Source organism: Bradyrhizobium sp. Ses1, assembly GCF_059512365.1.
The window spans coordinates 1-14,338 of record NZ_JCAMOQ010000092.1 but is presented as its reverse complement, the minus strand read 5'-3'; the positions used below and the strand labels follow the sequence as shown (position 1 = coordinate 14,338).

The 14,338-nt window shown below is 61.4% G+C and carries 12 protein-coding genes and 1 pseudogene; 9 read left to right on the top strand and 4 right to left on the bottom strand.

What is annotated here, in order from left to right:
• Positions 1–232 precede the first annotated feature (232 nt).
• Both AC5ZG5_RS44160 and AC5ZG5_RS44155 read left to right on the top strand, forming a co-directional pair.
• A pseudogene (locus AC5ZG5_RS44160) lies at positions 233–1,648 on the top strand (IS1182 family transposase).
• Between the two features lie 1,179 nt (positions 1,649–2,827).
• Complete coding sequence (locus AC5ZG5_RS44155) at positions 2,828–3,076, top strand: hypothetical protein (protein WP_028166844.1); 249 nt, start codon at positions 2,828–2,830, stop codon at positions 3,074–3,076.
• Here AC5ZG5_RS44155 and AC5ZG5_RS44150 read toward each other — a convergent pair whose 3' ends face one another.
• The gene (locus tag AC5ZG5_RS44150; RefSeq protein WP_456646972.1) at positions 3,077–3,268 is read right to left on the bottom strand and encodes a hypothetical protein; all 192 of its coding nucleotides are present in this window, start codon (positions 3,266–3,268) and stop codon (positions 3,077–3,079) included.
• A 145-nt stretch (positions 3,269–3,413) separates the two neighbouring features.
• On the opposite strand from AC5ZG5_RS44150, the gene AC5ZG5_RS44145 reads away from it, so the two are divergent.
• On the top strand, positions 3,414–3,671 hold the full coding sequence (locus AC5ZG5_RS44145) for a hypothetical protein (protein ID WP_456646971.1): 258 nt from the start codon (positions 3,414–3,416) through the stop codon (positions 3,669–3,671).
• Positions 3,672–3,722: 51 nt separating this feature from the next.
• On the opposite strand, the gene AC5ZG5_RS44140 is transcribed toward AC5ZG5_RS44145, so the two are convergent.
• Complete coding sequence (locus AC5ZG5_RS44140; protein WP_028166847.1) at positions 3,723–3,902, bottom strand: hypothetical protein; 180 nt, start codon at positions 3,900–3,902, stop codon at positions 3,723–3,725.
• A 249-nt stretch (positions 3,903–4,151) separates the two neighbouring features.
• On the opposite strand from AC5ZG5_RS44140, the gene AC5ZG5_RS44135 reads away from it, so the two are divergent.
• The 5 genes from AC5ZG5_RS44135 (at position 4,152) to AC5ZG5_RS44115 (ending at position 9,040) form a co-directional block, all read left to right on the top strand.
• Complete coding sequence (locus AC5ZG5_RS44135) at positions 4,152–4,607, top strand: hypothetical protein (RefSeq protein WP_456646970.1); 456 nt, start codon at positions 4,152–4,154, stop codon at positions 4,605–4,607.
• On the top strand, positions 4,570–4,752 hold the full coding sequence (locus AC5ZG5_RS44130; RefSeq protein WP_456646969.1) for a hypothetical protein: 183 nt from the start codon (positions 4,570–4,572) through the stop codon (positions 4,750–4,752). The genes AC5ZG5_RS44135 and AC5ZG5_RS44130 overlap by 38 nt, the downstream gene beginning before the upstream one ends.
• A 105-nt stretch (positions 4,753–4,857) precedes the next feature.
• A complete protein-coding gene (locus AC5ZG5_RS44125) occupies positions 4,858–5,403 on the top strand; it encodes a hypothetical protein (protein WP_456646968.1) in 546 nt (181 codons plus the stop codon).
• Positions 5,404–5,690: 287 nt separating this feature from the next.
• The gene (locus tag AC5ZG5_RS44120; protein ID WP_456646967.1) at positions 5,691–7,286 is read left to right on the top strand and encodes an adenylate/guanylate cyclase domain-containing protein; all 1,596 of its coding nucleotides are present in this window, start codon (positions 5,691–5,693) and stop codon (positions 7,284–7,286) included.
• Positions 7,262–9,040 carry an ATP-binding protein gene (locus AC5ZG5_RS44115; RefSeq protein ID WP_456646966.1) on the top strand — a complete coding sequence of 593 codons (1,779 nt, stop codon included), beginning with the start codon at positions 7,262–7,264 and terminating at the stop codon, positions 9,038–9,040. The genes AC5ZG5_RS44120 and AC5ZG5_RS44115 overlap by 25 nt, the downstream gene beginning before the upstream one ends.
• Positions 9,041–9,411: 371 nt before the next feature.
• On the opposite strand, the gene AC5ZG5_RS44110 is transcribed toward AC5ZG5_RS44115, so the two are convergent.
• Together AC5ZG5_RS44110 and AC5ZG5_RS44105 are read right to left on the bottom strand one after the other, a co-directional pair.
• Positions 9,412–9,957 (bottom strand): hypothetical protein, encoded by a 546-nt coding sequence (locus tag AC5ZG5_RS44110; RefSeq protein ID WP_496165540.1) that lies wholly within the window; start codon positions 9,955–9,957, stop codon positions 9,412–9,414.
• Between the two features lie 270 nt (positions 9,958–10,227).
• Entirely contained in the window at positions 10,228–13,116 is a 2,889-nt protein-coding gene (locus AC5ZG5_RS44105) for a phospholipase C (protein WP_456646964.1), read from the bottom strand.
• Between the two features lie 614 nt (positions 13,117–13,730).
• On the opposite strand from AC5ZG5_RS44105, the gene AC5ZG5_RS44100 reads away from it, so the two are divergent.
• A partial coding sequence (locus AC5ZG5_RS44100; RefSeq protein WP_496165539.1) for a reverse transcriptase domain-containing protein occupies positions 13,731–14,338 on the top strand: 608 nt, incomplete at its 3' end.

The window sequence follows — 14,338 nt, the reverse complement described above, 5'->3', positions numbered from 1 at the left end:
AGGACGCCCCTTGGCGCTATCGGCTTGGCCACCCTGTTTGCCGCAGCGGCCTACCGCGCGAGCGGTTTAGTCCTCTGGCCCCAAGCAGCCCTTGGGGGATGTCCGCTATTCCGCCGCTGCCAGGGCACGAGCGGACATCCGGCGAACGGCGAAAAGTGAGGCGATTGACCCTGGCTGTGTGAAAAGCCACGAGTCGGCTACGATTCCTCCGTTTCCTGATTGGGGGATACGGATGGGACGATTCGTTGAAGGCGCGGACAGATCCCAGCTGACGCTGTTGCCGGAATGCCTGGAGGATTGGGTAAGCGAGGACAACGCGGTCCATGTGATCGATGCGTTCGTCGAGGCGCTCGACCTGCATGGAATGGGGTTTGAGCGCGTGATCGCGAAGGAGACGGGCGGGCCCTCCTATCGTCCGGCAGTCCTCCTGAAATCGGGTGCAATCCAGCCGGCGCCTGGAACGTGAGGCGTGCCGCAATGTCGAGGTGATGTGGCTGATCGGCCGCCTGGCTCCCGATCATAAGACGATCGCCGATTTCCGGAAGGACAATGGCGCGGCGATCCGGAAGGTTTGTGCGAAGTTCGTTGCACTATGCCGGCAAATGGGCAGACCCCAAGCGTCGCAACCGACGGCAGCAAGTTCAAGGCGGTGAACAACCGCGACCGCAACTTCACGCATGCCAAGATGGCGAGGCGGATGGCGCAGATCGAGGAAAGCGTCGGTCGATATCTGCGTCAACTCGATAGTGCGGATCGGCAGGAGCCATCGGAAGCGATCAGCATCAAGACGACGAGGATCAAGGAAAAGATCGCTCGACTGAAGCAGGAGATGAGTCGCCTGGAAGTGCTTGACGCGCAGATGCGCAACACGCCGGATCAACAGATATCGCTCACCGATCCGGATGCCCGTTCGATGGCCACCAGCGGACGCGGATCGGGCGTTGTCGGCTACAATGTGCAGGTCGCCGTGGACACCGAACACCATCTGATCGTTACGCACGAGGTCATAAACGTCGGCAACGACCGTGGGCAGCTTGCGCGGATGTCGAAGCAAGCCAAAGAAGTGCTCGAAGTGGACAAGCTCGAGGCCGTCGCCGACCGTGGCTACTTCGACGGAGAGGAGATATTAGCCTGCGAAGAGGCTGGCGTTGCAGTCACCTTGCCCAAGCCCATGACGTCGAACGCGAAGGCGGAGGGCCGGTTCGGCAAACAGGACTTCACCTATCTGCCTGAAGAGGACGTCTATCGCTGCCCGTCCGGCCAGCTGTTGCCCTATCACTACACCAACATCGCGCATGGAATGACGCTGCGCCGTTACTGGTCGACAGCGGCGTGCCAAAGTTGCGCGATCAAGAGCCAATGTACGCCGTCCAAGGAGCGCCGCATCACGCGCTGGGAGCATGAGCATGTGGTCGAGGAGGTCCAGAGACGGCTCGATTCCAATCCCGACGCCATGCGGACGCGGCGCGAGACGGTCGAGCATCCCTTCGGCACGATCAAAGCCCGTATGGGTGCAACGCACTTCCTGATGAAGCGCCTAAGGAATGTCGCCGCCGAGATGGCGCTGCATGTTCTCGCCTATAACCTCACACGGGTGATGAACATCGTCGGCAAACCGAGCCTGATTGCAGCCATCCGCGCCGCCTGAAGGCCGGAAAGTGCGTCCAAAAGCGCGATAAATTCGCCGGCTATCGGACGTTGGAACGCGTAGCCTGCAACGATTGTCGACCACGGCCGCGTCCGTTTGCACACAACCAAGACCCGGAGCGAACATTCTGAACGTGTTGAAAAGCGGCTAGAGTTTCACTCGGCGGGCTGCTGGCATCAACGCTGACGATGGCAACCAGTCTGACGCACATCGCGAAGGCTATGAAATGCTGCGCTATGGAAGGGTGCGCCAGCTCAGGGTCGATATGGGGAGTGCCTTCGTTCCATTAGATGGAACCGTCGGCATCCTTCGAAGATACGGGAAACATTTTCCCGCTCCTTAACTTAAGTCAATCGTGGGGCCCAATCGAAAGGTCGCGATATGGAACCGACCAGTCGAATATTGGACCACATCGACCATAAGACTGCCCGGTCGATCTGTGACGAGGTGGGTGACAGATTGCAGCAGGACTTATCTCTCGCAGCCTCGCCTCTGCCGCCCTACCTCGAACGTCTAGTCGATGAATTGCGCAAACGGGAACGCCATCAAATTGATGGCACCGGTGCGCCCGCTGACCGTCGCCTTCACGCCACGCGGCGGTAGTTGCGGTCGTCTGAGTGCGTAAGGAAAAAGCCGTCGCCGTTCTCGACCCGGCGGCGGCCTTTCCGCTAATCTTGTCGCTGAGGCGTTCCGGGCTTGGCGGGCTAAAGTTGAACCGAACACGCTCGGAGATCGTTGTTCCGCATCACCGGCCGAGGCTCTGTCCGTTGGCGTCGGTGGTGCGCTCCCGCCTGCATGACCAGGGAGTGCAACTATGCACCCGTCTTTCCGCTTTTCCGCCTGCCAAACGGTTTGAAGGAACGCGATGACGCGCACCTGAAGGTAGCGCGCGATAGTGTACAGGCGGCACGTGAAGTGCTGAAGACGAACCCCCCGCCTGACACCTTCGCAGGCCGCAAGACCCAAGAGGCGTTCCCCAAGTTCCTGGGATTATCGGCAGAACCTATAGCTCTCCAGCGTCGACACCCTCGATGGTCTTGATGATGTGCTTCCTGTGCTCCTGCATCTCTTGGAGAGTACGGCGGAAAGTTTCCAGCATTTGCTCCGCTAACCCCAAAAGGCATTGTACCGAGCCTTCCGCCCTGATATCGGGACGACCCATTTGCATCGGAGGTTATTATGGTCGATCTACCCCTCACTCATTCTCCTGGCTACATCGTCATGGTCTATGACGACGAGAATGACGACCTGGCCCGCTATTTCGTCGTCTGTGGCGCGGCCGATGGCGGGGAGGCCACCGCTCTGGTGCTTGGGTCGGTCCCAGAGAAGATGGGCCACGCGGTGCGCAATGCATCCCAGTCTGAGGTTGAAGGGATGAAGGCCGGTGAGTTCCATGCTGTAACTGCGGCGAGCGCTACGCGCAAATAATCAATCCAGTGGCCGCCGAAACGGGATCACGTCTCCATCCGCGGCCCGGACCACCACCCTCGCCAGCTCCATGATGTCGAAGTCGAGATCAGCGATCGCTTCGGCAACGCCCTGTCGATCCATCTCACGGACGATCGCCTCAGCAACTTTCATCAGTCGTGCCGTTTCCGCTGTTGCGTCGGTCATGGTCATGGTCTCGGTGAAACCGAGATCATAGCCGCCCCTGGCATGAGTAGCGAGCGCTTGGCGCTACATTGGCATCAACATCACCGCCGTGGATAGGGCGGCGACCAGAACGATCAGCGCCGAGACGATGAGAGCGAGCCAGACGTTGTGCATGGCCGCCCAACGGGTCGTATGGATCCTGGTTCCTATCATGGCCGGCGGCGTGCCGATGGACCCCTACGAGCAGTTCGTGCCGGCCAAGATCATCGAAGCTCAGGCCGCGCTCAAGGAGGTCTATCCCGAGTTCTGGCCTGTCGGAACGGCGCGCGGCATCGCGAATGCCAACGAGGAGATGAAGGGCGTGGCGGACAACATCTTCTCGAAGATGTGCGCCTTCCTGAAGGCCGAGACGATCAAGCGGATGGACTGAAGTCGGCCGCGGGTAGCGAGGGCTTCGCCCTGGAGCTGGCCGACGAGGAAATCACCTCTTGTCGGCGTTCGTCCGCAGCGCCACACGCGCCAGCGCCGCCAGGTCGAAGCCACTCACCGTCAACACCTCGGCCACGCCCTGCCTCTGCAGCTCGGCGCCGAGGGCATCGATCATGTGAAAGACCTTCTCGGTCTCACGCGCAGCTCTGCGCTCTTCCAGCGAAATCACCATGTTCGACTCCGTGTATCGGCCACCGAGTGTAGCGAGCGCTCCGCGCTGAGTCCAAGATCTGACGGATGTGGCAGGCGTTGGGGAGCGGCTCCGGCGCTGGGGCCGGGGGCGTTGGGACACCGGAGCCGCCTACTTGCTGCCGGGGACACTCGCGGACCCTGTGGGAGGTATCCCCGGAGAATTGTCAGCGCCAATGGCCGATCCGTCGAATAAGGCCGCCTGGCCGATGTCGCGCTCGGGAAGATTCGGTTGTTTGGCCCGGCTATTCCCGCTCGGGATTACCGCTCTGGAAATCCGATACCGGCGAGGGCGTGCCCTGGGAAAGACGCGCTGGCGCCGCCGATTGCCGCGTGGGTAGCGAGCGCTTCGCGCTCAGTCGCGGCAAAGCGTCGCCGCGAGGAACGTCAAGACGCCATCGAAGCCGGCGAAGTTGCGCAGCTCGCGCTTATCCGGCGGGACCTCGAACAGATGTTGTTGGGCGTGCGCAATCGACTGCTGAATTTGCCCGGCGAAACCGCCTACGCACTGGCGATGCGTCCGCAGGCGGAATGCTACGAGGTTCTGGACGGTGCCGTTCGCGCCGCGCTCGAGGAGATTGCCGATCCGGCCGGTGCCGCCGCTGCTGGGATCAAGAGCAGGGACGTTGAAGTGAAAGGGAGATGCGACATTGACGAAGAAGAAGATGATTCCGCCGACGTGGCCTGAGGGCGAAGAGCCCGCCGGCTTTCGGATCGGCCCAGACGGAGAATTGGAGTGGATGACTGAGGAAGAGGCCGACGCCTTGGTCAAGCGCGCGATCGGTGAGGCGATGATTGCAGCGGGGTGGCGGCGCGACCGCACCCTGCACTGACTGTCATTTCCAGCGCCGATGAATCTCCGGTTCAACGGACCGGCTGGCTGTAGGTCGATGACGTTACGAGGGGCGGTACTCGTAGACCCCGCGCTGCAGATCACGATGCGCTATTCGCCGGATGTCTGCTTATCCCCTGACGGCGGCGGAATAGCGGACATCCAGCAACCGCTGCTTGGGGCAGAACCGGACCTCACGGGAACGATGCTTCTTCGGATTGGTTGTCGAGCGTGCTCAACAACGCGGGAGTATGTATGTGGGATGCCGTATCTTTACGATCGTTCGCTTGTTGTTTGGAGTTTCCCGTTCCTGATTTTTCTGAGCGGCTGCAGCGATAAGCTCGAGTGCGATTCAATCGAAACCCGAAAGGCCGTGCTCCAGATGGTTGCGGACGACCACCGTAATCCGCTGGTCAACTACGCCGCAGAAAATTCAACCGCGAAGGCGAATTTGGAGAACGCTAAACCGCTATATCTTCTTGGTCAAAGAATAGTCACGACTTCGACGAGTCAGGACAAGCGAACGCTGCAATGTAGCGGCGAGATTTCGGTTAGCGTCGGCGATAGGAAAGCTTCGAAAGAAGTAGAGTTTACGGTGCAACAATCGTTGGACGGCAAGATATCCGTATCGGTTGTCCCATTCCAATTTTGAGCCTCTGTTCGCCTTGGCGCGGCGCGACTAGAACGCTCTGTCAGTTGCCGCTGACGGAGCTCCGACGCTCTAGAACGCGCGGTGTCAGCTTATACGGGAGCGTTGGGTGCCGATTGCCGACGCCGGCCGTAGCCTCACGGTATTCCACGGATTGGGTAAGAAATGGGCCGGCAGCATTATCGTGCCCGAAGGATAGCCATTGACGGGGAATATGAGGTGCCATCGAAAGAAGATCGGGATATAGTGTTGGTTCCCTTCGGGCCACGCCGAAATAGTAGGTGGCCGCTATGCAGTCGATTGCGCACTGGCTCCATGCACTCGGCCTCGGGCAATACGCGCAACGTTTTGCCGAAAATGAAATTGACCTCGCGGTACTCCCCCATCTGACTGACCAAGACCTCAAGGATATCGGTATTCCGCTCGGGCACCGGCGGAAAATCCTTGCAGCCATCAGCGCGCCGACAGCCCCGGCTCAGGCCGCATCCGAACGCCATGCTACTTCCATGGCGCCAAAAACCCCGGACAGCGCGGAACGCCGCCAGCTCACGGTCATGTTCGCCGACCTCGTCGGCTCCACGACTTTGTCGGCGCGGCTTGACCCGGAGGAGCTGCGCGACATCATGGGCGCCTATCATCGCCGTTGCGCCGAGGTAATCACCAGCTCCGGCGGCTTTGTTGCCAAGTATCTTGGTGACGGTGTGCTGGCCTATTTCGGTTATCCGCAAGCCCATGAGGAGGACGCCGAACAAGCGGTGCGCGCGGGCCTCGCCTTGGTTGAAGCCGTACCCAAGCTCGATGCGGGCCACGCGACCACGTTGCGGGTGCGTATCGGGATCGCCACGGGCCTCGTCGTCGTCGGTGATCTGCTCGGGGAGGGCGCCGCCCAGGAACAAGCGGTCATTGGTGAGACCCCTAATCTTGCGGCACGGCTTCAAGGGCTTGCCGAACCGAACATGGTGGTCATCGCAGATAACACGCGGCGCATGCTTGGCGGGCTGTTTGATTATCGCGATCTCGGCACATTGCCGATCGCGGGAATCGACTATCCGGTGCATGTCTGGCGGGTCTTGGGCGCAAGCCTGATCGGCAGTCGGTTCGAGGCCCTGCGCGCCGCCAGCACGCCGTTGGTTGGTCGCGAGGAAGAGATCGCGTTGTTGACGCGCCGCTGGGAGCAGGCAAAGGCCGGCGACGGTTCCGTCGTCCTGATCGTCGGCGAGCCGGGCATCGGCAAGTCGCGAATCGCCCAAACGCTGCTGGAGCAGTTCGGCAACGAGTTGCACACGCGGTTGCGTTACTTTTGCTCGCCACATCACCAGCACAGTGCGTTTTATCCCAGCATCACCCAGCTGGAGCAGGCGGCCGGATTCCGACGCGAGGATACGGCCGAGACCCGCTTGGATAAGCTGGTGGCGGTGCTGGCTCTGGCAAACAAGGAGCTGAGCGAAGCCGTCCCTCTATTGGCGGACCTGCTGTCGATACCGACCGGCGACCGCTACCCGCCGCTCAATCTCTCGCCGCAGAAACGCAAAGAGAAAACGCTTCAGGTGCAGGTGGCGCAGGTCGAAGGGCTCGCGGCGCGGCAGCCGCTGCTGATGCTATGGGAAGACATCCATTGGAGCGACCCAACCACGCTGGAGTCGCTGGATCTGCTGATCGACCGAGTCGCGACGTTGCGGGTCCTGATGATACTCACCTTTCGACCGGAGTTCACGCCGCCCTGGATCGGCCGTCCGCACGTGACATTGCTCAGTCTCAACCGCTTGCCCCCTCGGCACCGCGCCGAGATGATCGCACACGTAACCAGGGGCAAGACCTTGCCTAAGGAGATCGCGGATCAGATCATGAGCGCACGGACGGCGTGCCGTTATTCATCGAGGAGCTGACCAAGTCTGTCGTCGAGAGCGGATCGATGACCGATGCCGGGGACCATTACTCTATTGCGGGACCAGTGGTTCCTTTGGCGATTCCAACGACGCTCCAGGCCTCGCTTCTGGCCCGGCTCGACCGGTTGGCGCCCACGCGAGAAGTGGCGCAGATCGCGGCGACGCTGGGGCGGCAGTTTTCCCACGAACTGATCAGTGCGGTCGCCGACATGCCGCCAGCGCGGCTGGAGGGCGCCTTGGAGCAACTGATCCGCGCCGAGCTGGTGTTCCGGCGCGGCACGCCGCTGGACGCCAGTTACACCTTCAAGCACGCGCTTGTGCAGGACGCCGCCTATAGTACCTTGCTGCGCAGCCGACGGCAGCAACTGCATGCCCGGATTGTCGGCACGCTGGAACGCCAGTTTCCGGAGATTGCAGCAGCGCAGCCGGAGCTTATGGCGCAGCATTGTGCCAGCGCTGGCATGGTTGAAAAGGCAATCGCGTATTGGGACCAGGCTGGGCGCTCGGCCGTGCAGCGATCGACCATGGCCGAGGCCGCTGCGCACTTTCGCACGGCGCTGGAGTTGCTCGGCAGCCTGCCGAAAAACCCGGAGCAACAATCTCGCGAACGTTCGCTTCAGCTCGCGCTCGCCGGGGCGCTGACTGCGGCCAAGGGATGGGCCTCGCCCGAGGCCGGTGAAGCCTATGCTCGTGCTCGCGAGCTGTGCCGTGACGCTCTGGAGGGAGCCCACGTTGCGACAGCCTGGGCAGGTTCGTACTCCTTCCTGCACAATCGCGCAGAGATCCGCGCCGGTCATGAGCTGGCGCGCGAATTACTTGTGCTTTCAGCGCGTCGAGACGACAACGGCACCACATTGATAGCGCACCGGAACATGGGCATCAGTCTTCTGTTTCGCGCCGAATTCAGCCATGCGCTTCATCACCTGCGGCAGGCGCTCAGCTTCTATGATCTGGCGGAGCATAGACCTCCGAAGCTGACGCCCCACGATCTGCGTGTCAATTGCGACAGCTTCATCGCCTGGGCACTCCTGCTGTTGGGGCAACCGGATCAGGCGCTGGCCCAAAGCCGACACGCGCTGGCCTGGGCGCGCGAGCTGTCGCAGCCCTATACACTGGCGTTCGCTCTGCACGTGAGCTGTATCTTTCACCAACTGCGCGGCGATCGGCCAATCCTTGAGGAACGAGCGCAGGAGCTGGTGGAACTCGCCAGCGAGCACAGTTTTCCCCACTTCGTCGGATCCGGCACCTGTTTCCGAGGATGGGCCATGCTCGCGGTCGGAGGATCCATCGAGGAAGCCATCAGCAGGATGCGGTGGGGTCTCGCGACGAAGCGGGCGACGGGTGCCGAGATCAAGGTGCCTTACTATCTTGGTCTGCTGGCGGAAGCGCACAGGCGAGCGAACCGAACCGCCGAAGCGGTCAGCCTGTTAAATGAAGCCCTGGAGCTGGTCGAGCGAACCGACGAGCGGTGGTACGAGGCGGAGCTGTACCGGCTCATGGCCGAGGCGCTGATCACGCAGTCGGATCGACACGATGCCGAACGCTGGCTGTGCCGCGCGCTTGAAACCGCGCAGAACCAGGACGCGAGGCTTTGGGAAGTGCGTAGCGCCAATAGTTTGGCCCGCCTCTGGCGTGATCAAGATAAGCGTAACGCAGCCCGCGACCTGCTCGCGCCGGTCTATGGCTGCTTCACTGAGGGCTTCGATACGCCCGACCTCAAAGAAGCTGCGGCGCTACTTGCTGAGTTGACCTAGTAAAGCACTGCTCATCGGCGATCGGACGTTTATGCGGTGCGGTGTCCGCAGGGGCACAACTGTCCGTGTCAGAGATTTCGACCGTCTTGGTGCGCGACTTCTGCTCCGGGGTCCCGACGCAGCATGGATCTCGCGAGGCAACAATATCGGGTTTGGGTCAAAAGCGCCGGTTTGAAAGCCGGCCAGTCACTTCGGGTGTACCGCGAAAAGCCGGCGATTTCAGAGCCGCGCCGTTCTTCGCATTAGGGCCAGAGCCTGACTCATGCAGCGGGTTGCCCATCTGATTTCTTCATTAGGGGCCTAACGTTACGCCGCTCCTCGAGGCCGGGAACAATCCCGGCCCCGTAGTTTGGTGCGAGCTGCCTGTCAATTTAGATGTGCAGCAAGTCCAAGTATTGATGCTCCAACACATGGAAGGCGCCGTGCAAGCTCCTGGCTTCGGCCGGCACTTCGGCGAGCCCCGCCTCAAGATTTACCACAGCCTCTCGAGTGGCCTCGGCTATTGAGAGTTGATCGGGAAGGGGAAGATGTTGCAACACGCCGCCGGCCGCAAGCTGAGCGACGACGCCAAGGGTGGCAAACCCCTCGTATAAGCCGGCCTCGGGGTCGTAATGAGCGTCGCCGGGATCTGTGTACGTTAGTGCGTGCATGCCCTCCACAAGCTGAACGTCGGCTGCTGCTCGTGCTGATGGTTCTGTAGAAGTTTGGTATGCGAAATCGTGCCGAAAAAACAGCGCATCGAGCTGATCTACTGGGGGTGGGTCGGCCGAAGTCCCCGTAATCTTTCCACCCACCTCGCCAGCTGAATAATTCGGACCGCCGTAGTTCCCATAAGTAGGAAGTGGGATGCCGTGCGTCGCAAAGGAGTCTGGGGAATTGGGGTCGAAGTAAGAGCGTGCTTCCCAGTTAATGTGCATGGTCTCTTCCTCCAATTAGGGGCGCCCATAGGATCGCCTCCCGGCGGTCACTGCCCCGCCTCAAGCTACCATAGACCGTCGGAAAAATGTTTGGCAGTTCTGTATCGACGTGCTGCCGGTAGCCGCTGGAATCGATTGCAATCAAACCGGCCCGCGAAATTCGATGAGCAGAAACGACCGCTTGAGGGTCATTCGCTTCATTCTAACCGCGCGGCGGTCAGTTCCGGTCTTCCCCGGTAAGCGGACGTCTTCACGCTCCGACGACATGTCTCAAAAGGGCCAAAAGTGTCCATGCTGCCCGACGCGGCGAAGAACTAGTAAGAATGATCTAGGGTCGCGGCCGAGGCATGGGCAGTATCGCGCGGCACAGGGCTGCGTGGAAGTCGGTGGTATCGCCGTCGGCGGGATAAGTGGGGCGCGCGCGGGTATGCGGGTCCCATGCGTTGGCCGGGGCGGCGCCATCGGAACAGGAAGCGGGTCGGTGCGAGGATCGTCGAGATCTAGCGCAATGCCCAGATGGTTCGCCTTGTTGACCCGCTCGCCGAAGCTCGTGAAGACCTCCGAGGAAATCTTGTTGCGGTGGCGCACCAGGATCGTCTTCAGGATCGACGTATGGTCGAATACGGTCTTGCAGACCGACCCGCCGCTCACATAGGGGCTGATGATAAGTGCGGGCACCCGCACGCCCAGGTGCTCGGGCCCATCCGGGTGGATGCGCGGCACCGGGCCCTCGAACTCCGGCGGCGGCGGATTCTGCGGCGTGCCCGGAGGCGGTACGTGGTCGAAGAACCCGCCATGCTCGTCATAGGTGACGACGAACAGCATGTTCCGCCACTGATTGCTCTGGATCAGCGCGTTGTAGATGCGCGCAACCAGCCGCTGTCCTGCGGTCAGGTTGGACGGCGCCAGATCGTCCGACGCAAGCGAAAGCGGCGGTACGTCGACGAAGTTCGGATCGATGAAGACCACCGGCGGCAGCTTGTTGTCGGCGAGCACGGCCTCGAAGTGATCCACCCAGTCCTCCCAAGGCTCGCCCTTGCGCATCGACTGCGGCGGCGGCCCTTCGAATGGCACGATGAATCGATCATCGGTCCGCCACGCGTTGAACATGCGCAGGATCGACACATCCTGCTCGAAATAGGTGAAGGGGATGTTGCTCGCCCGCAGCATCTCGAACATGGTGGCGCGGTTCATGTAGCCGAGCTTGGGGTCGTCGATGTCCAGGTTCTCCAGCGACGGTATCGTTCCGGAAATCGTCGCCCAGCGGTTGGGCCACGTCGGCCCCGGATGCGCGCAAAACCAGTGATCGGCAACACAATAGCGCTCGGCGAGCAAGTTGTAGGTGGGAAGCTGGGCGGCCGTGTAGTACACCATCACCAGCTCGGGGTGTGCGCTGGGCTTGTTGGCGTAGTCGCGGACGAACCCGTCCATCAGTCCGCCGTTCACCTGTGCCATGACATGGCTGTGCCCATGATAGGGTGAGATCATGATCTGCGTGAGAGGGCGCCCAGTGTTCTGATAATCGAGAAGCGGCTCTTCGGACGCCTTGCGGATGGGGATGTTGCCCCCGCTCACGCCCGGCGGAGGAAGATTGGATTCGTCGCCGCGAATCCCCTCGTACCTATCGCCCACGGCGTTACGCAGGTAGCCAAGCATGTGATCGAACGAGCGGTTCTCCATCATCAGCACGACGATGGTCTCGATCTTGTCCAGCCTGGCGAGTGTCTCGGGGTGATGAATCTTGAACTCGGGAGGAATGGCGCCGAGCGCGTGATGCGGTAGAGGCGATGGAAGCCACCGGGTCGCCTGTCCACGAAGCCTGCTCCTCATCGCCAGGTTCATGTGCTCGGGCGGTTGCGGAAGATGTCCGTCCGGCGGACGCGGCTTGATCAGTTCGGGATCGTTGGTGTAGCGAACGGCGACGTTGAGACCGTCTGAGGTCGCGGTGAGGAAAACGCCCTGGCCGTAGACGAGGCGGACGAGAACCTCCGCGAGATAGTGCGCGAGCTTCGAGACGTACGGAGCCAGGTGCTTCGCTATCTGGTTCTCGATGATCGCCGCCAACTTCGCGGATGCAGGCAAGACGCCGAGCGACTCGGCGATGTCAACCAGGCCACCGGTATATTCGCTCGGCGAGATCGCCAGGACATGACCGCCGGTAAGGGAATGATTGAAGGCAATGTAGACGTCGGCAGCGACCTCCGCCGCCTCGGCCAGATGCCAGGGCAGAAGACCGATTTCGAGCTCGGCGTTCACGACGATGATCTTCGAGTGAAACGTCAGGAAGTCCGGCCACACCTTCCCGTACCAGTCGCTCCTCCACTCGTTGTTTTCCACGATCCGATCGCCGACCTCCGCCCCGAGCTCGGAAAGCGCGGCAAGGCCGGCGTCGACGGTCTGCCAACGCTTCTCTACTTCGTCGAGAAGGACTTTTCCGGCCCTGAGCGCCGCGCTCACCGAGAAGAGCTGTGCGTTGACGTAGGTGCTTTCCTCCGGCAACCAATCCGGCAGGTCTCCCGTGATGTCCCTCCTGATCGTCACGGGCATGCCCTCCAGCTCGGCGAGTTCCCTGCCGAACTCGAGCGTGAGCGACGGGCCCTGGATCGATGCTCGTATCGTAAGGGCCTCGAGCACCACCCTGAAGGCGTGGTTCAGAAGGCGGTGAGTCAGATGCCAGGATATGATCGGAAGGCGGGAATAGACCCCGCGAAGGCCCGCTTGGCACCGTACCCGCCGATGGGAAGTATTCGTGACGACCAGCCTCCATGTGCGCGGAGGTGTGGATGTCTCGATTGGAAACGGCCCTGCGTCGTAATTCCTGCCGAGCTGCACCTGGCTTTCCTGGCGCCAGCCCTGCGGCGTCATCCAGGTCAGCAATGCGTTCTCGGAATCGTCGGGTCCAAAGAGCCTCGCCCTGACCGACACGTATTGCCACTCCTCGATGATGTCTTTCTCATCACCGGGGCCACCGACCTCGCGAATGCGCGAGGGATCGGCCAGGTCGAGGCTCTCCACAAACATCAGGATCGTCGATCCGAGCACGGGTGTCTCGACGGTAAGACTCTGCCCGGGGTTCAGGTTTGCGCTCTGATTTGAGTTCTTGAAGTAGTTGGCATGGTTTCCGTCGAGCTTGCAGTCGCGGTCGGCAAGGACACTCATCTGCGCCTCCTATCGGGAACCAGGTCCCGCACACGCCCTGCGGTTCGGAATTCTATAATGGGCCAGCCCAGGGGGAAATTGCCCTTAAGCACCATTGCCCTCCGATGTCAGCTTCGGGTGTGCGCCGTGACAAGGCGGCGCTTTCCAGTGGGTGCAAGTCCCACCCGGCAAACGCTCCAGCCGGAAGCAATCGGAGCAGTCATGGAGGTAACGAAGTGGCTGAAGCCTTCGATTAGCGTGTCACGAATTGGTGACAGCGCGAGTGTGCAGGCCGTAACGCGAGTGAACGCCGAGCAAGCCTCGAAAAGGACGATGCGCAGGCCGACCCGATGACCCTTTCGGGGAAGGCTGATACGGCTGGGGCGAAGTGAGCGAAGCAATACCTCCAGTCGCTGTGCCGGGGTAGTGGCGACGGCATGTACACAAGGAAAGCGTACGCAACACGGGAGGCCCCACGACGTGGTCAGGGATGATCAACCGGACGCCCGCGAGGGACAGGCCGGGCGCCGTGGGGATGCGGAGGGGTTCGTAGTACCGCTGAAGCCGGGTAACGCCGGCGGAGGGAAGGGACCTCAGTTCAAGACGAACGCAAGACGTAGTGAGGGACCTGGGGATTGGGCAACCTATCAACTCCGAAGAGTGTTCAGAAGCTGCAGACGGCGTTGCACGCGAAAGCGAAGGCAGAAGCCGGCTACCGCTTCTACGCCCTGCACGACAAGATCAGCCGGGAAGACATCTTGGCCCATGCCTATGCTCAATGCCGCTCCAACAAGGGCGCACCGGGCGTGGACGGGCAGGACTTCGCGGACATCGAAGTGTATGGGGTGCAGCGGTGGCTTGGCGAACTGGCGCTTGCGCTCAGGCAGGACACGTATCGACCGGATCCTATCAGAAGAGTGTACATACCGAAGGCCAATGGCAAACTCAGGCCATTGGGCATCTCGACCTTGCGGGATCGGGTCTGCATGACGGCAGCGATGCTGGTGCTGGAGCCGATCTTTGAGGCCGATCTTCCACCGGAGCAGTATGCCTACCGTCCGGGGCGCAATGCCCAGCAGGCGGTGGTTGAGGTGGAAGCGCTGCTGTTCCGTGGTCACCCGGAAGTCGTCGACGCCGACCTCGCGGACTACTTCGGGAGCATTCCGCATGCCGAACTTCTGAAGTCGGTAGCACGCCGAATTGTCGATCGGCGCGTGCTGCATCTGATCAAGATGTGGCTGGA